General features: G+C 31.1%; 21 protein-coding genes and 1 tRNA gene. 15 read left to right on the top strand and 7 right to left on the bottom strand.

The window, feature by feature from the left end; all coding sequences use genetic code 11:
• The first annotated feature begins 186 nt into the window (after window positions 1-186).
• The gene (locus K9L97_05400; protein MCF7872441.1) at window positions 187-486 is read left to right on the top strand and encodes a metal-sulfur cluster assembly factor; all 300 of its coding nucleotides are present in this window, start codon (window positions 187-189) and stop codon (window positions 484-486) included.
• Window positions 487-654: 168 nt separating this feature from the next.
• Here the strand turns inward: K9L97_05400 and K9L97_05395 are convergent, their stop codons facing one another.
• The 3 genes from K9L97_05395 to K9L97_05385 all read right to left on the bottom strand — a co-directional run bounded on the left by K9L97_05395 (window position 655) and on the right by K9L97_05385 (window position 3696).
• Entirely contained in the window at window positions 655-1320 is a 666-nt protein-coding gene (locus tag K9L97_05395) for a hypothetical protein (GenBank protein ID MCF7872440.1), read from the bottom strand.
• A gap of 2 nt (window positions 1321-1322) precedes the next feature.
• Complete coding sequence (locus tag K9L97_05390) at window positions 1323-2321, bottom strand: cation:proton antiporter (GenBank protein ID MCF7872439.1); 999 nt, start codon at window positions 2319-2321, stop codon at window positions 1323-1325.
• 172 nt (window positions 2322-2493) lie between these two features.
• A complete protein-coding gene (locus tag K9L97_05385) occupies window positions 2494-3696 on the bottom strand; it encodes an MFS transporter (GenBank protein MCF7872438.1) in 1203 nt (400 codons plus the stop codon).
• A 100-nt stretch (window positions 3697-3796) separates the two neighbouring features.
• Here K9L97_05385 and xth point away from each other — a divergent pair, with 100 nt between their 5' ends.
• From xth to K9L97_05370, 3 genes are read left to right on the top strand one after another with little or no spacing between them, the layout of a single operon-like run.
• A complete protein-coding gene (xth, locus tag K9L97_05380; protein ID MCF7872437.1) occupies window positions 3797-4543 on the top strand; it encodes an exodeoxyribonuclease III in 747 nt (248 codons plus the stop codon).
• Window positions 4540-4935 carry a hypothetical protein gene (locus tag K9L97_05375; protein ID MCF7872436.1) on the top strand — a complete coding sequence of 132 codons (396 nt, stop codon included), beginning with the start codon at window positions 4540-4542 and terminating at the stop codon, window positions 4933-4935. Before xth ends, K9L97_05375 begins: the two co-directional genes overlap by 4 nt.
• Complete coding sequence (locus tag K9L97_05370; GenBank protein ID MCF7872435.1) at window positions 4932-5381, top strand: hypothetical protein; 450 nt, start codon at window positions 4932-4934, stop codon at window positions 5379-5381. The genes K9L97_05375 and K9L97_05370 overlap by 4 nt, the downstream gene beginning before the upstream one ends.
• A gap of 157 nt (window positions 5382-5538) precedes the next feature.
• On the opposite strand, the gene aspS is transcribed toward K9L97_05370, so the two are convergent.
• Window positions 5539-7227 (bottom strand): aspartate--tRNA ligase, encoded by a 1689-nt coding sequence (aspS, locus tag K9L97_05365; GenBank protein ID MCF7872434.1) that lies wholly within the window; start codon window positions 7225-7227, stop codon window positions 5539-5541.
• A gap of 117 nt (window positions 7228-7344) precedes the next feature.
• Here aspS and K9L97_05360 point away from each other — a divergent pair, with 117 nt between their 5' ends.
• The 7 genes from K9L97_05360 (at window position 7345) to K9L97_05330 (ending at window position 12925) form a co-directional block, all read left to right on the top strand.
• Window positions 7345-8415: a mechanosensitive ion channel family protein gene (locus K9L97_05360; GenBank protein MCF7872433.1), complete on the top strand. Its 1071-nt coding sequence runs from the start codon at window positions 7345-7347 to the stop codon at window positions 8413-8415.
• A gap of 59 nt (window positions 8416-8474) precedes the next feature.
• Window positions 8475-8744: a winged helix DNA-binding protein gene (locus tag K9L97_05355; GenBank protein MCF7872432.1), complete on the top strand. Its 270-nt coding sequence runs from the start codon at window positions 8475-8477 to the stop codon at window positions 8742-8744.
• A gap of 393 nt (window positions 8745-9137) precedes the next feature.
• Complete coding sequence (locus K9L97_05350; protein MCF7872431.1) at window positions 9138-9428, top strand: hypothetical protein; 291 nt, start codon at window positions 9138-9140, stop codon at window positions 9426-9428.
• A 10-nt stretch (window positions 9429-9438) separates the two neighbouring features.
• Window positions 9439-9819, top strand: a complete 381-nt coding sequence (locus K9L97_05345; GenBank protein ID MCF7872430.1) for a hypothetical protein — start codon at window positions 9439-9441, stop codon at window positions 9817-9819.
• Window positions 9820-9821: 2 nt separating this feature from the next.
• Window positions 9822-10856 (top strand): LysM peptidoglycan-binding domain-containing protein, encoded by a 1035-nt coding sequence (locus K9L97_05340; GenBank protein ID MCF7872429.1) that lies wholly within the window; start codon window positions 9822-9824, stop codon window positions 10854-10856.
• A 13-nt stretch (window positions 10857-10869) separates the two neighbouring features.
• Window positions 10870-11589: a hypothetical protein gene (locus K9L97_05335; protein MCF7872428.1), complete on the top strand. Its 720-nt coding sequence runs from the start codon at window positions 10870-10872 to the stop codon at window positions 11587-11589.
• 109 nt (window positions 11590-11698) lie between these two features.
• Complete coding sequence (locus tag K9L97_05330; GenBank protein MCF7872427.1) at window positions 11699-12925, top strand: polysaccharide deacetylase family protein; 1227 nt, start codon at window positions 11699-11701, stop codon at window positions 12923-12925.
• Window positions 12926-12932: 7 nt separating this feature from the next.
• On the opposite strand, the gene K9L97_05325 is transcribed toward K9L97_05330, so the two are convergent.
• The 3 genes from K9L97_05325 to K9L97_05315 all read right to left on the bottom strand — a co-directional run bounded on the left by K9L97_05325 (window position 12933) and on the right by K9L97_05315 (window position 14023).
• Window positions 12933-13007: transfer RNA gene (locus tag K9L97_05325), tRNA-Asn, on the bottom strand.
• 66 nt (window positions 13008-13073) lie between these two features.
• On the bottom strand, window positions 13074-13457 hold the full coding sequence (locus K9L97_05320) for a hypothetical protein (GenBank protein MCF7872426.1): 384 nt from the start codon (window positions 13455-13457) through the stop codon (window positions 13074-13076).
• A gap of 134 nt (window positions 13458-13591) precedes the next feature.
• Entirely contained in the window at window positions 13592-14023 is a 432-nt protein-coding gene (locus tag K9L97_05315) for a peptidylprolyl isomerase (protein MCF7872425.1), read from the bottom strand.
• A gap of 126 nt (window positions 14024-14149) precedes the next feature.
• On the opposite strand from K9L97_05315, the gene K9L97_05310 reads away from it, so the two are divergent.
• From K9L97_05310 to K9L97_05295, 4 genes are all read left to right on the top strand, one after another.
• Window positions 14150-15178: a hypothetical protein gene (locus K9L97_05310; protein MCF7872424.1), complete on the top strand. Its 1029-nt coding sequence runs from the start codon at window positions 14150-14152 to the stop codon at window positions 15176-15178.
• A 77-nt stretch (window positions 15179-15255) separates the two neighbouring features.
• Window positions 15256-17178: a hypothetical protein gene (locus K9L97_05305; protein MCF7872423.1), complete on the top strand. Its 1923-nt coding sequence runs from the start codon at window positions 15256-15258 to the stop codon at window positions 17176-17178.
• A 302-nt stretch (window positions 17179-17480) separates the two neighbouring features.
• The gene (locus K9L97_05300) at window positions 17481-18740 is read left to right on the top strand and encodes a DsbA family protein (protein ID MCF7872422.1); all 1260 of its coding nucleotides are present in this window, start codon (window positions 17481-17483) and stop codon (window positions 18738-18740) included.
• A gap of 294 nt (window positions 18741-19034) precedes the next feature.
• Window positions 19035-19755: DsbA family protein (locus K9L97_05295; protein MCF7872421.1), on the top strand; the 721-nt coding region annotated here is incomplete at its 3' end.

The raw sequence follows: 19755 nt of genomic DNA, 5'->3' as shown, positions 1-19755 counted from the left end.
TAAGGCCACACATGGCTCTTAGATTTAATGTTCTGGAAACACCAGAACAAGCCTTTCAACGAAAGTTGAAAGCGGAGGTTTAATAAATGATAAAACGAAAAAAGGTATCGAAGGGAAATACTTACAGGATAACACAAAATAATTCTATTCCATAACATTTAAAACACATACAAATACACAAATCCTATGCCAAAAAAAGAAGAAATCCTAAAAGCGTTAGAAGACGTCTACGATCCAGAAATAGGAGTTGACATAGTAACACTAGGTTTGATCTATGAAGTAACAATAAGCCAAGAAAATGATGTTCACATTCTTATGACCTTTACTTTCCCAGGTTGTCCTTACGGTCAACAACTTCAAGAAGAAGTTGAAGATGCAGTAAAAGGACTTAAAGATGTTAGAAATGTCAAAGTAGAAATCACTTTTGAACCTGCATGGACTCCTGAAAAAATAGATCCGGATGTAAGGGCTGCATTAGGATTTTGAAAATAAAAATTTATCGAGTAAAAAGTGAACTGAAATCAATATGATTATGCTCACAATAAAACTAACCCAAAAACTTAGTTGATTAATTCTAAAAATGTTGTAAAGTAACAAAACAAATAATATTTCCACGATGAATTTTATTATTCTCATTTTTTCTATATGACCAAATTAAAATCCTAAAAATGCTTTTTTCAATCTTTTCTTTCTGATAAACCATTTTAATTTTTGCTCGATATCTTTAACTTTGAATTTCTTCTCATCTTCCAAGAATTCTTTAGTGTGATGCATAGCTCTTCCTGACTTTGTTTTCTTATAGCCGTGCTTTTTATGCAATAGTTCATGATACATAATATAATCTAATAATTCTTTTTCATCCTTAAAAATATCAGAAATCACAACCAAATTACTCTGATATTCATAATGTCCTAATTTTGTAAACGCACGACCCCCCCATTTTAAATTAGGAACATCCATAAATCCGTCAAAATAAATTTCATTAACTCTATTAAAACTTTCAATTAATTCTTCATCAGAATCTTCAATCTTTGTAAATTTCCCTAGATTATTTATGAACTTCTCATATAAATCTAGCTCTGTTGTTTTTGAGCTTTTTCTATTAGGATAAACTTTCAAAAGTAAGTGCTGAATCAAACCTATTCTTAGATCTTCAGAGTATTCAAGCCAATCTTTGCTTAAAGAAAAAATAATTGTATTAAAATCATATTTGACATTGGCATTTAAAGATTTAAATTTATTAGAATACTGAACTTCTATATTTCTATATTCTGAATACGTAGGAAAAATTCCTTTGTAAGCAATTTCGGCTATATTCATTTTCAATTCATAATTTTAGGATTCTTAATAAGTATTTCTCTAAGTATAAAAGGAAACCACACAGTGCTTATTATTGCTAATAATATCAAAGCTGAAAATAAATAATCAGGAATTAAACCAGCCCTGAAAGCTACAAGTGCAATAGCCAATTCGGTGCTACCTCTGCTGTTCATAGCCCAACCAATCAAATTTAATTGTTTCCACGTAAAATTAGTGTTGATTTTAGCTAAAAAAGCACCTATTAACTTAGAAACAACGCCTATAAATATTATCATAATTATTATTTCAGGTTCAATTGCCAAATAACTAATATCAAAAAATATTCCCATTGAAATAAAGAAAAAAGGTATAAAAATATACTGTAACATATTTCTAATGATGTTCAAAGATTTTTTATTATCTACTAAATAATCTTGCAGAAATAATCCTACAAAGAAAGAAATTATTGCACTGGTAAGTAAACTAAATTGCCCAAACGTATTGACGCTGAAAGAATAAGCGGTAAGCATAAAGATTAAAATTCCAAGAATGTTATCAATCATTCCAGATTCTAAAATAGCAGTTCCAACCCTTGTTTTTATTTTTCCAACTTCCATCAATTCCTTTGCTTTTTCAGCTTCAGCAGTCATACTCAAACATATGCCTACAACTACTGAAATGATAATAGAGAAACCTAAGATGTGGAAAACAAAAAAACCTATTATAAAAGGCACTAGCAAAGAAAAAATACCTATGCTTGTAGCATCGTGTCGTTCACTATAAAATCTTCTCAACGAGCTATTTAGGCCTGCAAAAAACATTAAACCAATCAAACCAATATCCCCAAGAATAATTATTGTTTGAGTATTAGGTTCCATAATTAAATATCTTAAATGATCAGTTCCAAGAATTATTCCCACAAAAATAAGAGAGACCATACCGGAAATCTTGGTTTTTTTAGAAATATATAAAGCTAAAAAAGACAAAATTAATATTATTATTATCGTAATCAACAAATTCATAACTTATAGTTCGTAAGTTAATATTTATAATAGTTTTTATTCAAAAAGAACTATTCCTCTTCATCATCAATATATTCATCCTCTTTAGTCCAATACCCTGACCGCTCATGAAAAAACCTAACCATCTATTTAATCTAAAGATGGGTTGATATATATAATTTATGTAAAATAATTAAACTTTCTTACCAAATCTTAACTTATCAGAACTAAAATTAAGAACTAAACTATAAACTAAAAACAGCACAGCAAACAAAAGCAAAGCCAAACTCATACTAAACCTTTCAGTTAAAACCCCGAAAACAGGATACAAAACAAAAATTCCAATGTGCACAAAAAAATTATTAATCGATAACATGGTTGCCCTATTTTCAGAGGCAACAAGCTCATTAACATAATGATTAATAATAACTTCAAAGAATCCATTAACGCCACAAAGCACCAAATAAAAAAACACTCCCCACCAAGGGAACATAAAACTCATCAAAAAAACACACAAAAAAATAAAAAATTGAATAAAATAAATAGAATGCTTCATCTTTAAATTTTTTTCAATATGATCGCTTTGCTTAGACATAAAAGCAGTAACAATAGCTGCAATAAAAGAAATAATGCCTATCAAAGAAACAGGAATCATTATTTTCTCAAAAAACAGAGATGAAGTCGATTGAATAATTGTTATTATTGAACCCACAATTAAAGAAAAAAAAGCAAAAATCCTAAGATTTTCATTAAACTTAAACTCTTTTAAACCTTGCTTAAAATGTATCAAAGAATTAACATAATTAAATTTCTTAACAGTCTTAAAAGGCTCTTTAATAAAAAACAATAAGACTAAACCCAAAAAAATGAAAGGAATAGATATTATAGCAGGCATCTTAACACTAAAAGAAAAAATAAAAGCACCTACAGTAAACACAAGACCCATAGAAACATATCTGATAGTGAACTGAATTCCACTTATTTTTTTATGTTCTTTAATTCTCCCGGTCTTTTTCAAAGAATCATAAAGAAGTGCCGCGCCCGTTCCTGATGCCAGGCTTACACCTATTCCGCTTATTATCTTTGCAACTAGGAAAGGCCAAAAACCATTCGCGAAACTAACAATAACTAATTCCGCTAAATATAAACAAGTAGAAATAATTAATGTGTTTTTCTTTCCTAAAAAATCAGCGACGATACCTGAAGGAATTTCTAAAAGCAAAGTAACAAGAGCAAAAACACTTAAAATGATAGTAAATTCATAAACAGAAACTTGCGAAGCAATGTAAAACAAAGCAATAACAGGAATATAAAAACGAGCCCACATCAAACCCGAAAAAATATACAACAAAGAAATATTTCTATTCATATATTTATTTAAAAAAACATCAACCATAAAATAAGCACGTCTTTAATTATTTATAATGCTTTTCATAAAATTCTAAAACTTATTATTCCATAATATTAAAAAACAACAACGAACTAACAAAACCAAAATGAAAATAATATCTTGGAACGTGAATGGAATAAGGGCGGCTATAAAAAAAGGATTTGAAGAATCAATGAAAAAACAAAATGCAGACATAATTTGCATACAGGAAACAAAAATAAATGAAGAACTGCCAGTACTAAAAGATTACGAACAGATATGGTCTTTTGCAGAAAAAAAAGGATACTCAGGGACTGCAATATTTACAAAAGAAAAACCACTCTCAATAAAAAAAGACTTTCCTCACAATGGAGACGCAAATAAAGAGGGAAGAACAATACTTGCGGAATTCAAGGAATTTTACTTAATAAACGTGTACGTACCAAACAGTGGAAGAGGATTGACAAGACTTGAGTACAGAAAAAAATGGGATGAAGACTTCTTAAAACATTTAATTGGGCTGGAAAAAGAAAAACCAATAATAATATGTGGTGACTTTAACGTAGCACATAAAGAAATAGATCTTGCAAATCCTAAAAATAATTACAATAAAACAGCAGGATATACGCAAACAGAAATAAACAGCATGAATTTATTGCAAAAACAATTTATAGATACATTTAGAGAGCTCAACAAAGAACCAGATAATTATACTTGGTGGTCATACATGTTTAACGCAAGAGCAAAAAACATAGGTTGGAGAATAGACTACTTTCTTATATCAAAAAAACTTAAGTTAAAATTAAAAGACGCATTCATACTTCCCGACATAATGGGTTCTGATCATTGTCCAGTAGGAATAGAACTAAAATGAAAAAAACAACAAGAAATAAAATGCTTGCCGTAATATCGGGAATTTTAGGCGGTTTAATAGTTTCTTTGCTTGGCGCGATAACAACAGGAAATATGGCAAAAAATCAAAATATGGGCTTAGAAGGCATAGGACTTATAATGATGTCGCTGTTCATAGGATATTTTGTGGGTTCTGCAATAATAACAATAATCTTCCTAAAACTTTTTAAAGAAAAAGGTAAAATACTACATTCGGTAATCGCAGGAATATTAATTTCTGTGATTTTATGGTTGTGCATAGGAATAATAAACTATGGGACAATACTTGCAGTAACATACTTGATGCTGTGGATTGTCCTGATTCCAATAACAATCACAACATCATACAAATATGCCTTGAGGTGGAAAAAATGAAAAAAACAATTTTGATAATGTTGGTAATTATTTTGGCAACTGCAGTAGTAGCACAAGAACAAACAAAGAAATCGGAAGCACAAAAAATATGTGAATATGCACAAGCAGAATTCGTAGTAGGTTTACAAATACCAAGTTTTATACCCTATGGAAACGACATATTAAACATACAAACTATTGATGGTCAAAGCATAGGATACTTAAAAACAAAAGATAACAAACTCGAAGCATTAGAATGTGGTCAAATAAAAGAAAACCCGACATTCATAATAAAAATAAAAGACCAACAAACAATAGAAAACATAATGAATTCACAAAAACCAGCCAGCGCATTAAATAACGAAATAAAACAAAACAACATAAAAATTGAAGGAACCAACTTCGGCTCAAGCGTATCAAGTTTCTTTACAAAACTCGCAATAATGCTTGGAAGCTGGTTTGACTAAAAACATTTGACTAAAAACATAAAAATTTAACTTTTCTTTCTTTTTTTTCAAATAAATGTTATGATAATTAAATGTTCAAATAACAAACGATAAACCCCCTTATAAAATTACACAATAGCACTTCGTATTATGAGCAATTTTAAAATTCGCAACATCGCTATTTCTTTAAATTAATGCCTAACTCTTCTAATTGTTCCTTAGAAACCTCTGAAGGGCTATTCATCATCAAATCTTCAGCATCCTTATTTTTTGGAAAAGCAATAACTTCTCTAATATTATCAGCTCCTGCTAACAACATAATAAGCCTATCAAACCCAAAAGCAATACCACCATGTGGTGGAGCTCCATATTCAAATGCTCCAAGCATAAAACCAAATTTGGCCTTCTGTTCTTCCTTACTAATATTAAGAGCATCAAAGACTTCTTCTTGCAATTTCCGATCATGGATTCTTATACTTCCACCGCCTAATTCAACACCATTTAACGTAAGATCATAAGCTCTACTTTTAACTTTCTCAGGATGTTCTCTCAACAAAGCTCTATCTTCCAAATTAGGAGATGTAAATGGATGATGCATGCTAACATACCTTTTATGTTCGTCAGACCAATCCATTAAAGGAAAATCAGTAACCCACACAAAACTCCAATCATCTTTAATTAATTTCAGTTGTTTTCCAAGATGTAATCTTAAAGCGCCTAAACTAGGTGCGACAACCCGCTCTAAATCAGCAACAAAAAAAACGTATTCTCCATTACTTATTTCAAAAGGAACATCTGATATAAATTTAGCAATGCCTCCTGATAACGCGTCATTATCCATCTTAACCCAAGCCAAACCCTTAGCACCATATACTTTAACAACATCAGTTAGCTTATCAATATCCTTCCTAGAAAAATCTCCTTTAACTTTTAACGCTCTAACACACGAAGCATTCTTAAAAATCTCAAAATCAACCTTATTGGCCCAACTAGTAACATCTTCAATTTTTAATCCAAATCTTAAATCAGGTTTATCACTGCCATATATCAACATAGCATCGGCATAAGAAATTTTAGGAAATGGGATTTTAATATCAATACCTAAAGTTTTTTTCCAAACATGTCGAATCATACCTTCCATGATTTCATAAATATCCTCTTCTTCAACAAAACTCATTTCTAAATCAATCTGAGTAAACTCTGGTTGTCTATCAGCCCTTAAATCTTCATCTCTAAAACACTTAACAATCTGCATATATCTATCAAGACCTGCAACTTGAAACAACTGTTTAAAAATCTGTGGACTTTGAGGTAAAGCAAAAAAATTACCAGGATTCACACGAGAAGGAACTAAATAGTCCCTAGCACCCTCAGGAGTGCTCTTACCAAGGATGGGCGTCTCAAGCTCTAAAAAACCAAGTTTATCAAAATATTCTCTTACAGCAATACTTGCTTTATGCCTTAAAATTAAGTTATTTCTCATGCGCGAAGTCCTCAAATCAAGATATCTATACTTCAATCTAGTCTCTTCAGTAGTATCAGAATTCTCAACATCCAATGGCAAAGGTTTAGATTTATTTAAAACAACAAAAGATTCAACTTTAATTTCAATTGTGCCAGTAGATAATTTCAAATTAGGTTCGGGTTTTTTAAATACTTCCCCACAAACTTTAACAACTGATTCCTTAGAAATGCTCTCTTTAATCAAATCTTTAGAAATAACTAGCTGAGTAACGCCGTAACGATCATATATATCAACAAAATTTAAATTACCATGACTTCTAATACTTTGAACCCACCCACACAAAGTTACTTTCAAACCAACATGATTTTCTCGCAATTCACCACAATTATGAGTTCTTAACATTTTACCTAAAAGAGCAAACCCGAATAATATAAATACTTTGCTATTAACAAAAAAATTATTCACTCTGAATAAATACCAAAACATTAAAAAATAAACCCTCATTTTTTCAAAAATACAATGATATTAGAAACCTTCTTAAACGGAACACATTATGGAAGTACAGGTCTTCAATGGGTAACTGCAATATCCATATTTATAATAATAATATTAGGTGTCAAACTCTTAAAAACTGCAGTTATAGGGTATTTGAAAAAATTAGTGAAGAAAACAAAAAATGATTTTGACGACGCGCTACTTGATGCCATAGATGAAATAAAATGGCCATTTTACGTATTTATAGCACTTTTTACAGCAATAAGCTATTTATCAGTTAACAACACAATAGATAGAATAACATTCTTTTTAACAATATTTGTAGTCGTGTTTTATTTGGCAAAAATAATAAGAGTCATAATAGTGCATATTGGAAGATTTGTGAATAAAGATAGTGCAATAATCAACGGAGATGAAGTAGATTATGATGACAGCATGTCAAATGTAATGGCAACAATAATACAAGTATTGATCTGGATTGCTGTAATATTGTTTGTACTTTCAAACTTAGGATTCAACATAGGCACAGCTCTAGCAGGAGTAGGTATAGGTGGAATTGCAATAGCATTCGCACTACAAAACGTACTATCAGACATATTTGCTTCATTTTCAATATATTTTGACAAACCCTTCAAAAAAGGAGACTTCATAGTTATAGGAACAGACATGGGCGTAATAGAAAAAATAGGAATGAAATCCACGAGAATAAGAACCTTGCAAGGTCAAGAACTAATAGTTTCCAATAAAGAACTAACAGAAACAAGAGTGAACAACTATAAAAAAATGGAGAGAAGACGAGCAGTATTCACTTTAGGAGTCACATATGAAACACCAGTAAAAAAACTAGAAAAAATTCCCTTAATAATAAAAGAGATATTCAAAAAAGTCCAAAACGCGGACTTAGATAGAGTTCACTTCAAATCATATGGAGATTTTTCACTAAATTATGAAATAGTATATTATGTGAATGCATCAGACTACAACATATATATGGATATACAACAAAATGTGAATCTAGAAATAAAAAGAAGATTTGAAAAAGAAAAGATAGACTTTGCATATCCAACACAACAAATATACTACGCAAAAAACTAAAAGAACAAAATATATAAATAATAACATAACACGTAATGTTATCTTAAGGGGTAAAAAATTTGAGAAACAAAAAAGTATTCAGCGTATTTTTCAGAGAAAAACCTGCTATGATGCTAGTAAAATTAAGAGGAGCAACAAATGAAGTATACGCAAGCTCCCTAGCAAAACAAGTAGATTGTACATACAGCCACGTAGTAAAAATTTTACAAGAAATGGAAAAAGCAAACATAGTAAGTTTCAAAAAGGAAGGAAGGCTAAAAATTCTACAACTAACAGACAAAGGAAAAGAAATAGCGGATCATGTTGAACAAATAATGAGTAAATTATAACTATATCTTCAAATTTTTCTTTTTTTAAACCTTAGACCATGTAATATGTTTCTAAATATTTTGAAAGAAGATGTTAAGTCGACTATTTTTTATGTGAAATTGCAAAACCATCAAACAGCACTACTGACAAAAAACACCCAAAGATTTTTTAAACGTTTGTTCTAAATAAGTGTTCTGAATACATATTAATATATAAAATTAATAAAAAACAACAAAACTTAAAGTAAATCAAATTAAAAACTAATTCATTATTAAAATAAATTTAGTTTAAAACTTTAAAAAAGCCAAATTGTTCGAAAATATTACAAAATTAACCAAATATATTTCGTAAATTCTATAGAAACACCTTTTAAGCACTTCATTTTAATAAACTTACACAGCGGAGGTGTAAATATGAGTGAAAACAAATTTGATTACATAAAAAACGAAACAGGCAGAATAGCACTAGCAGCAATAGGCGCAGGTCTAATATACAAAAAAGGACCAGAACTGATCGAAGGAACATACGAAAAATCAGGAGAAATAAAAGATAAAGCGTTGGAATCAATAAGTAACACGTACCAATCATTAAAAGAAAAAGCAACAACAAAAAACCTTGTAAAACTAGGAGTTATAGGTGTTGCAGCATTAGCTACAAATAACATAGTAGATAATGTGTATGAAGAAAAACAACTAAAAGACTGAGGTTATGTAAATGAGTGAAAAAGGGGAAAAAAATGCCAAAAGAATAATCTATGGAGGTCTAGGTATTTTAGGTTTGAATGTTCTCTACAAAAAAATATTTTCAAATACGAGAACAAAAATATATTTAGCAACAGCAATAACAGGAATATTTATTGCAACACAATGCAACGACGAAATAAAAACAATATACAACGATTTCAAAGAAACAGAAAAAACACAAACGCAACAAGATACATCAGAACTAGAATACAAAACAAACAACATAGCAAAAACAACAAACAACACATATCAAACTGCAAAAAACAGAGAAACACAATTCTTTCAACAAACACGAAAAAACAGCTTAGACAACACAATATACTCGTCAATGAAAAACTTTAGAGGTAAATAAAAATGGATCCAGAAACAAAAAAAGGCATTATAAAAATTGCTAAATTAGGCGCGCTAGGAACCGGCCTATACTTTGCAGGACCATCAATAGGAGAAGGATTGCTATACGGTGGAGCAGCAATTTCAGGAATTTACCTAGTTAACAAAGTAATATTTAGAAACTGGAAAACAACACTGGCTACCGCGGGATTACTAACAGCTGCCTACCTCATAAGCCCTCTATCAAAAGATTTAAGACAAGAAGTAAAAACAACATGGAACAACTCAATACTTCAAGAAAACAAAGAATTAGAAAATACGATAGATCAAAAAGAACAAAAAATAGAAAGCTTAGAAGACTCAATAATGTTAATAGATAAAACATACAAAAATAAAATAGACTCAATAAACAAAACATGGTCAAAAAAAATAACACAACAAAAAATTCTAGAAAACTACGCCTTAACACAAAAACAAACAAATCAAGAACTAAAACAAATAACCCGAAAAATAATTGAAATAGATCAAAAAGTTCAAACTAACATAAACAAAACTGAACAAGTAGGATTATACATAACAAAACAAAACAGCGCTAATGAAATGAACTTAAAACTACAAAATTCAGAACCAAAATATACAAAAAACTCAAAAGAATCAACCAACAAAAAACAAGAAACTAACACTTGGTACTGCGTGCAACCAGGAGACATGCTATCAAAAATAGCCAGAACATATTACGGAGAAACAACAGACTACAAAGAAATATCAGAATTAAACAAAATAAATAATCCAAACCAAATAGATATAGGACAAATAATACAACTAAATCCAAACAAACTCATAACAAAACAAAAACTACAAACAAACAAAATGCCCAACAAATTGCTCCTCCTAAAAAAAGGAGAATCAATACAACAATATCTAGAACTACAAAATAAAAACCTGGATACAGATAAAACACTTCGAAAAATAATTGATTACAACCAAAACCTAGGAAACCTAGCAGTAAGCACCAATCCAGTAAAATACAATAAACAAATCATCTACATACCCGACTAAAAAAGGTGATATTATGAGTATATTAAACAAACTAAAAGAATACGTAAACAAAATTGATCAAACAATAACAGGAGTATCCCAAGACATAAAACTAGCAATAAACGACTACGACACAGTCTTAACAACAACATATGGTGAAATAAACACTTGCAAAAAACAATTCGAAGATGTGCAAAAAATGACTGTTGAAGAATTCATAAAAAATGGACTTTATGAACTAAACAGCATAAAAGAAACAGCAAAAGAATCAATAACAAAAAGCTACGATTCAACTAAAAAAATAGTAGACCAATTCATTCACAAACAAAAAAAAAGATTTCAAAAAAAAGAAACCATAGAAGACATAATAAAAAAAGAAACAAAAACATCAATTACATACGCAGAAAACAAAATGCTTGAACAACCAAAACCACATAACTACGAATTCAAACTAAACAAAAACTACCAAACAAACATACAAAACATAAAACAAAACTACTCAAATAACATAACAACCCTAGCAGATACACTACTTGGAAAAGATCAAAAAGGAAAAAGAACCCTTTGGAACTGGGAAAAAAGAAAACAAAAATTAGAAGCCCTCTTAAAAAACACAAATTACGAAACACAAGACAAAAAGGCACTGCAAGAAATAAAACAAACACTACAAAACAATAAATACCTAAAAAAACAACACAGCAACTTATACGAAACAATAACAAACAAAATAGAAGAAGCAATACTGAACGCCTAAAAAAATAAACTAAAACCAGTTTTAACTCTAAAACTAACCGAGTTAAGACCCCATAATTCAATTTGAAAAAACCAAACAAAAAACTTGAGGTAGCGATAGCTGTAAAAAAATGAATGAAACCCTATATTACGTAAAAGAACTAGCAAAATCAACAACCCTTGCACTCATACTAACAGCATACACATTCGTAGAAAACCCAATAACAAAATCAAAACCAGAAAAAAAACCCAAACAAATAACACGAGAAAAAACAATATACGAAAATCCAAGCAAAATAAAAATACAAGAACGACTAAACAAACTCATAAATGAAGAATACTATAAAGAAACAAAAAAAAACATAGAAACCAAAAAAATCCCTGTATTAATGTTCCACAAAATAGGATACGATAAAGACAGATACACTATAACTCCAAAAGAATTTGAAAATATACTAACACAACTAAAAAACAACAACTACTACATCTTAGAACCGCAAAACTTCATACAAGGAAATCTATCAAAAGTCCCTATAGGAAAAAAACCCGCAGTCCTAACTTTCGACGACGCAACAGAAGGTCAATTCAAACTACTGCCAAACAACAAACCAAACCCAACAACAGCTATAGGAATACTAGAAAACTACACTCACAAAAATAAGAACTTCGGAAAAGGAGCAATCTTTTTTATAAGCTTCCACGATGGAAAAAACCAAAGATACCCCTTCAATGAAAGAAACAAAGTCAAACAAAAACTAGAATACCTCCTACAAAACGAATATCTGATAGGATCACACACTCCCGATCACACAATGAACCAAAACGCAACAAAACAAGATGTTGAAGAACAAACAACTAGAATGAAAGCACTATTACAATACTTTACAAACACAAACATAGAAGATAAAATAACAACATACGCCCACCCAGGAGGCGCAATACCGAAAAACAAAGAAGCACAAAAACAACTAAACGATACATACCAACAAATATTCGAAGCATGGGGCGGACTAACAATACATCCATTAAGTGCCAAATACGACCCCAAAAAAATAACGAGAATAGAAACAAACCCGACCACAATAGAAACACACATACTAAACCAAAAAAACCAATACATAATGACTATAAAAGATAAACAATTCTACCAAGAAATATTCAAACCAGTCATAAAAAAACAAATCATACTAGCAGAACAAATAAAAATAAAACCAATACAAAACGAAAAAACAACCAACCAATACTCCAACACAACAAAACAAAACAAATTCCCATATACAAAACCAAAATCTATGAGAGAAATAAACTGGGAAAGCATACAATACCATAAAAAACAAGAAAAAATAAAACCAAACTAAAAAAATACGGATCCGCCCAGATTTGAACTGGGGACCTGTCGGTTAACAGCCGACCGCTCGAACCAGACTAAGCTACGGATCCATACAAATCAATAAAAACAAGAGATTTTAAATTTATTTATATATGTTTTGTTTAATAAAAACCAAATCAAGAATCATTCATAATTGCATTATCCACGATCATACGAATCTTCCTTTTAATTCCGTCGAAATAATCCACATACTCTTTTCGAAAAGCAGACAAAACAATCTCGGAATATTCAACACGATTAAACTCATCCTTATTAGTGATATATGCAAAATGAACATGTTCACAAACCAAACCCTGATATGTAAATGAAGTAGAACCCTTATGAGATTCAACAATAGGATCCAAATTCTCAGCAACAACATTCTGCTTAATCCAACCTAAAACCTCAGAATCCGCAACATTCATCCTTTTATTATACTCAGAAGCTGAAATATCCAAATAACTAATACCTAGCAAATCTGCCAAACCAACATTTTCTTTAAAACGAAAACCATTCTTCATAATGTTGTTATTCTAAAGTAATATAAAAACTTTTCTGAAATGATTATTCGCGTTCTAAATAAAAACTATGTTTTGAAGCAATTCAGACTAACACTTTTCAATACGAAAAAAAGAAAAACTGAAAATAAAAAAAATTAATTTATTCCAACCACTTTTATCTTAAAAACAAGATCCTTGCCAGCTAAAGGATGATTCAAATCAAGTTTAACATCAGAATCACTAACTTCGGTAATTCTTGCCGGAAACTGTTGACCATTAGGCAATTTCATCATTAAAACCATGCCGATCTTAGGCTCATGCTCTTTAGGCAACTGATCCCTTGAAACCATTTGAACCAACTGATCATTATAAGGGCCATACGCTTTATCCATAGAAATATTAAACTTTTTTTCTTCATTTAATTTCATTCCAATAACAGCTTCATCAAAACCTTTGATAACTTTGCCTTCACCAGCAACAAACTCCAAAGCCTGACCATGTTTTTCACTACTATCAAAAACTTCACCATTATCGAACATACCAGTGTACTCAACTTTTAACTTATCTCCATTCTTAACAGTCATAATATCACTCCTAAAAACTAAGAAAAACTCTTCTTATTTAATATTTACGATAAACAAAAACTTTAAATAATACGTTTCTAAAAATATTGAAATATTAAAAAAATATTTTTTTGTGGAGGAAATAAAAAAATGAAAAAAATGCTTATATTACTATTAGGATTAGTTTTTGTTGTCACAGCGTGTTTTCCATCAAATTCTTGTAATGAAAATGGAATATGTGAATTGAGTGAAAATTTCGGTTCTTGTTCTGATTGTTATCCTGATTTTGTTGTTGGAGCTGAAAATCTAGACCTTATAGAAGGTTCAGGTGAACTTGTATCGCTTGTTGCTTGTGTCGGAAATAAAGGCGGATCTTATGAAGGCGACTTAAAAGGTATATGGAATACAAATGAAGGAGATGTAGCAGGAGTCGTAGAAGTTTCTGAGTATGTAGAATTTTCAGCACCAAGTGTAAATGGAGATTTTTATATTGAAGTCGATGGTCAAGAGATAAGTGTAGGTGGTCAAATAGATGAAGATATAGCCGATGAATGGCATTGTTTTACAACTAGACAAACCGCCGCAGAAATTATGGGAAATAAAGTATCATTTACAATTAATCCTGATAGAATAATAGCTGAAAAAAGTTATACTAACAACAAGGGATCAAAAGTATTCTACGAAAACGCTGAAGACACCACTAATGGAAGTACCACTAATGGAAGTGCTTGTGTTGATGAAGATGATGGAAACATATATGTAGCAGGAACGACTTATGTGGATGATGTGGGTGTAGCGCAAGATTCTTGTTTGACTGCAAATAGATTGAGCGAATCGTTGTGTGATGATGACGAAGCAGTGATTCAGGAAATTAATTGCGGTTTTGGTTGTTTAGAAGGAGCTTGCTTGCACGAGTCTGGAGATGAATGCGCAACAGAATCACAAACCTTTGAAGAACCTAAAATAAGTGTTGATGGAGAAACTCTTTTTGTTTGTTCAGACAGCCAAAATAGCATAAACCAATTCTGCATAGAAAATAATTATGAAGAAGGAACAGCAGAAGCTGCATTAGGAGGCGGCCCAGGAGCTTACTGGAACAATAAAGAACAATGGGAAAAACAAAACTCTTGCGCACGAGCAGAATTAAAATGCACCAGACAAGGAGTTTGTGATAACTAGTAAAATCATAATTTTTTTATTTTTTATAATTTTTTTTAAGATTATAAAATATGAAGTGTTTGTGGAGGATAATTAAGATGAAGAAAATTACTTTGTTAGGAATATTTATTTTGGCTATACTGATTGGTGCATGTGCGCCTTATTCTGCACAACAATGTGTGGATGACGGTCACTGTACAATGGAAGAAGAACTGATTGGAGGATGCATAGATTGTGCAGAACCAGATATACTCCTAAATAATGGAGCAGATTCAGAGCCAAATGGTCAAGAAAGATATGTAGATCCAGATCAAGAACCAATATATGTAACATTTGATAATTTTATGATGTCTGAAGAAAATGGATATGAAGTTTATTCTCAATATCAATTTGAAGAGTTTGATGTTGACGGAAACCCAATAGAATTTAAAATTAGAGCAATAAATAATAGTTTATATATCTATAATGTAGAATGTGTAGAAGGAACTTTACTTTCAGGAACAACCATAAATGAAGTCACAGGAAGAACAATAATAGGAAGAGAAAACATATCTATGTATGATTGTGAATTAGATGATGAAGTAAATGAGAGTACTTTTGAATATGAAGAAGCAGAATTTATAGAAATACATAGACCTCTAAACATAATATTTGACACTATAAACTACGATCCTTGGAATGGTCAGCAAGAAAAAACTATATTTACAAATCACGCAAACATAGAGACAGGTTTAACTGCAGAGCGTCCAGACGAAGATTTCGGAACAGGTGTGCAGCTTTTAATGGATAAAAAAGCAATAAGACACGTAATAGAATTTTCAGCCCCTTTAGAACCAGGTATGACATTTAAATTATTAGGTAGAGAATATGAATTCTTAGCTGCAACAGATTATTCAATAACTCTAAGATTCGGGCCAAAAATGCTAATACGATATGGAGAACCTGAACAAGTTGATGGAAAAACAATAAGCATAGCAAGAGTGATAGATGATATTTCTGCAGTAATAGATGTAGATGGCGATCAAGAAGAACTAAAAGAAGGACAAACTAAAATAATAGGTGGTTTGAATGTTAAACTTTTAACAGTTTATAATGATGAAGGTGTAGAATATGACGCAATATCTGTGATTGCAGGTTCAAAAATAGAAAAAATTTTTGTTTCAGGAGATGAATTTATAGGACAAGACCCAGATGATCCAGATTGGGTATGGTACTTAGATTCATTAAATACAGAAGCTGTAATAGGTGTAGAATCAGATCAAGTACTAAATGACCCAACAGATCCTTTAATACAGGAAAATGAGTACTATTTTCTTCCATTCAAGTTTGCAGGAGTAAAATTCGAGGAACCTGGCATGGAATACACGAAATTTATAGTTTCAACACAAGCAGGATACTCATTATATGATGAAGATGGAAATGAAATAGAGTCTTCAGCAAAAACAATATATATGGCTCAAATGGGAGGCGAAGAGAATTTAGGAATAGGAAATAAATTAACATCAAAAATAGCAATATGGTATGATAAAGATGAAGGGGTGTCTAAACTTTTCTACCGTGATAGCAATAATGGAAATAAACTGTTTTACTCAGGTATCTCCTTCGATCCATCAAGAGACAAAGATAGCTTATTTTACATAGGTGGTTCAGAAGTAAGTGTAAATATAAATTATGAATCAACAGGAGCGTCCGAAGGTTATTTGATTTTAGACACAGAAGGTACTGACCTAAAAGTATACACTCAATTATATGGTGATGCTTATGAATATATTGGTCATTCTGAAGGCGACACAAACACAGAAAACGACATAAATTACGGATCAATAGATATATCTGATTGGGAAGAAGACTCAAAAACTCAAACAGGAATAATTGTAAAAAGCTATGACACAACAGCAGAACAAGATGAGTTTGAATTTGATGTCCCAAAAGAAATCTATGAGGTAAAAGTAACATTTGCTTCCACTAACCATTTCGAAGTGTCTGGTGTTGGAGACACAACAAATGTAGAAACCAATTAAATTTTTTTATTTTCTTTCTTCTATTTATTTATAAAATATATGTAGCTTCATGTTAATATGATGAGGCTCTATCCTAAATAAAAGTATTGCCTTGGAGATTCGTTGAGCAAAACACATTTTGTGCAGCAAAATAGATTGTGTTTTGCGGTTATTTAGCTATTCGACGGAGTCGATAGCAGTTCTCCGCAATACGAAAAAAGATTTAGGACAGAGCCATATAATGAGTAAAATTTATAAATGAATCAAAAGATATCCTTTCAATGAGGGGGTTACTGATTGTAATTCTAATAGGTGATTAAAAAATGGATGAAAAAAAAGAAGAATTCCCAGAAAAGGAACCTGAATTTGAAGTTCAGGAAAAAACAAATGTTCTAAAAGAAGAAGCAAATATTCAAGAACCAGAACCAAAAACAGCAGTTGAAGAGAAAACTGCGAAGAAAAAAGAGTCAAAACCTGAAAAACACGAAGGTAAGAAAGAAGAAAACAAAAACGAAGAAAAAAATACGGCGCACACAAAACAACACAAACAAAAAGAATCAACGCCTAAAAAAGAAAAAGAATCTTTCTCCTTAGAAGCACCAGTGCTGTGGCCTATAATCTCCGCCATTTTGCTAGTATTATTAATAATAAGCATATTTGCAAATCCATTTGTAGGAGAAAAAACAAAAACACTAAACGAAGAAGAAATAAAAGTAAAAGCACAACAATTCGTAAATACATACTTGCTACCTCCAGGAACTGCTGCAACAGTAACAAGTGTAGAACTAAATAATGAGTTATACACAGTAACTTTGGATGTTGGCGGTCAAACTTTTCAATCACATATGTCTAAAGACGGAGAAATATTTTTCCCTCAAGCAGCACTAAACATAAACGATTTGGAAGAACAAGGAATACCGCAACAAGAAGAACAAGCGCCAGCTGCGCCTCCTGAAGTGCCAAAAACAGACAAACCAGTAGTAGAAATGTTTGTAATGAGCCACTGTCCATATGGAACTCAAGTAGAGAAAGGAATGCTTCCTGTTGTAGAATTACTAGGAAACAAAGCAGATATACAAGTAAAATTTGTCAACTACGCAATGCATGGAAAAGAAGAAGTAGACGAACAACTAAATCAGTACTGCATACAACAAGAATACCCTGACCAATATTATAAGTACTTACAATGCTTTTTAGCAGAAGGAAACACAGACAATTGCTTGCAAGAAATGAACTTTGACGAAGAAACAATACAAACTTGTATGGATGAAACCGATGCTGAATACGGAATATATGCAGACTTCGAAGATCAGAGTACTTGGAGTGGAGGAAGATTCCCGCGATTTGCAATACACGATGCAGAAAACAAAGAATACGGAGTACAAGGAAGCCCTACAATAGTAATAAATGGAAAATCAGTAAATACTGCAAGAGACTCTGAAAGTCTAAAAAAAGCAATTTGCAATGCATTCACAACAAGTCCGGAAGAATGTGATACGCAACTACCAACTGCGAGCCCGTCACCAGGATTTGGATTTGGAACAAGCGCAACAGATAGTGCAGCGGCAAACTGCGGAGTATAATAAAAAAATTATTTTATTTTTTTTAATTTTTATTCAAATTATGTTCGTTATTTATCTTTTATCTTTATAGGCGCATTATAGAAAAATATTGAATGTTCTAAAAAATGGGAACATATCTTAAAAATAACAGTTTTAGAAAATAAGTATATAAAAATTCTTAACATCTTCAACACATTGTTCTTTTAATAAATTTCTAAAAAAATAATGAATATGTTTAGTTCTTTCTTTAATAAAATTTATAAATGAATTATTGATAGGAATTGTATTCTACTTAAATGAGGGGTAAAAAACAAAATGACAAACGAATCAAAAGAAAAAGACTTTAATGCAGAATCAAAAGAAAATTCTGAACAAAAAAAAGAAAATGAACACCAAGAAAAAACAGAAACAAAAAATTCAGAAGAACACAATAAACATGAAGATAAACATGAAAAAACACGTGAGCACAACACAAAAAAAAATCATCATGAAGAACATAAACATAACTCACACAAACACAAAAAACACGAAGATTCTACAATAAACATATCAACAACTTCGTTTTATAAAGGAATTTCAGTAGTGTTGGGGATTTTGCTAATAATAAGTATATTTACATCCGGATTTGGGATAATAACTGCAAAAACAGTAGCAGGAACACAAGAAAAAACAAACAATCCAGGAATAAAAACAGGACCTGCAGAAACTGGAACCTTAACAGGTAATGTTCCCAATGTAAAATTTGAAAATGCAAATATAAAAGGTGAAGAAAATGCACCTGTAACAATTGTTGAATGGTCAGATTTTGAGTGTCCTTTCTGCGCAAGATTTTACTCGCAAACATATAATCAAATAATAAAAGAATACGTGGATACAGGAAGAGCAAACTTTGTATTTAAACATTTTCCTTTAGGTTTTCATGCTCAGGCGCAGAAGGCTGCTGAGGCTAGTGAGTGTGCTGGTGAGCAGGGTATGTTTTGGGAGATGCATGATGTTTTGTTTGAGAAAGGTGTTGCTGGTGGTGTTGCTGGGTTTA

This window comes from Candidatus Woesearchaeota archaeon (genome assembly GCA_021735165.1).
Lineage (GTDB): Archaea > Nanobdellota > Nanobdellia > Woesearchaeales > 21-14-0-10-32-9 > JAIPET01.
The sequence above is the reverse complement of the archived record's forward strand: the minus strand, read 5'-3'. Positions and strand labels throughout refer to the sequence as shown.

Bases quoted from the DNA above. Each gene is read 5' to 3' on its own strand.
- K9L97_05400 (MCF7872441.1), top strand. From the start codon at position 187: ATGCCAAAAAAAGAAGAAATCCTAAAAGCGTTAGAAGACGTCTACGAT.
- K9L97_05395 (MCF7872440.1), bottom strand. From the start codon at position 1,320: ATGAATATAGCCGAAATTGCTTACAAAGGAATTTTTCCTACGTATTCA.
- K9L97_05390 (MCF7872439.1), bottom strand. From the start codon at position 2,321: ATGAATTTGTTGATTACGATAATAATAATATTAATTTTGTCTTTTTTA.
- K9L97_05385 (MCF7872438.1), bottom strand. From the start codon at position 3,696: ATGGTTGATGTTTTTTTAAATAAATATATGAATAGAAATATTTCTTTG.
- xth (MCF7872437.1), top strand. From the start codon at position 3,797: ATGAAAATAATATCTTGGAACGTGAATGGAATAAGGGCGGCTATAAAA.
- K9L97_05375 (MCF7872436.1), top strand. From the start codon at position 4,540: ATGAAAAAAACAACAAGAAATAAAATGCTTGCCGTAATATCGGGAATT.
- K9L97_05370 (MCF7872435.1), top strand. From the start codon at position 4,932: ATGAAAAAAACAATTTTGATAATGTTGGTAATTATTTTGGCAACTGCA.
- aspS (MCF7872434.1), bottom strand. From the start codon at position 7,227: ATGTTAAGAACTCATAATTGTGGTGAATTGCGAGAAAATCATGTTGGT.
- K9L97_05360 (MCF7872433.1), top strand. From the start codon at position 7,345: ATGATATTAGAAACCTTCTTAAACGGAACACATTATGGAAGTACAGGT.
- K9L97_05350 (MCF7872431.1), top strand. From the start codon at position 9,138: ATGAGTGAAAACAAATTTGATTACATAAAAAACGAAACAGGCAGAATA.
- K9L97_05345 (MCF7872430.1), top strand. From the start codon at position 9,439: ATGAGTGAAAAAGGGGAAAAAAATGCCAAAAGAATAATCTATGGAGGT.
- K9L97_05340 (MCF7872429.1), top strand. From the start codon at position 9,822: ATGGATCCAGAAACAAAAAAAGGCATTATAAAAATTGCTAAATTAGGC.
- K9L97_05335 (MCF7872428.1), top strand. From the start codon at position 10,870: ATGAGTATATTAAACAAACTAAAAGAATACGTAAACAAAATTGATCAA.
- K9L97_05330 (MCF7872427.1), top strand. From the start codon at position 11,699: ATGAATGAAACCCTATATTACGTAAAAGAACTAGCAAAATCAACAACC.
- K9L97_05320 (MCF7872426.1), bottom strand. From the start codon at position 13,457: ATGAAGAATGGTTTTCGTTTTAAAGAAAATGTTGGTTTGGCAGATTTG.
- K9L97_05310 (MCF7872424.1), top strand. From the start codon at position 14,150: ATGAAAAAAATGCTTATATTACTATTAGGATTAGTTTTTGTTGTCACA.
- K9L97_05305 (MCF7872423.1), top strand. From the start codon at position 15,256: ATGAAGAAAATTACTTTGTTAGGAATATTTATTTTGGCTATACTGATT.
- K9L97_05300 (MCF7872422.1), top strand. From the start codon at position 17,481: ATGGATGAAAAAAAAGAAGAATTCCCAGAAAAGGAACCTGAATTTGAA.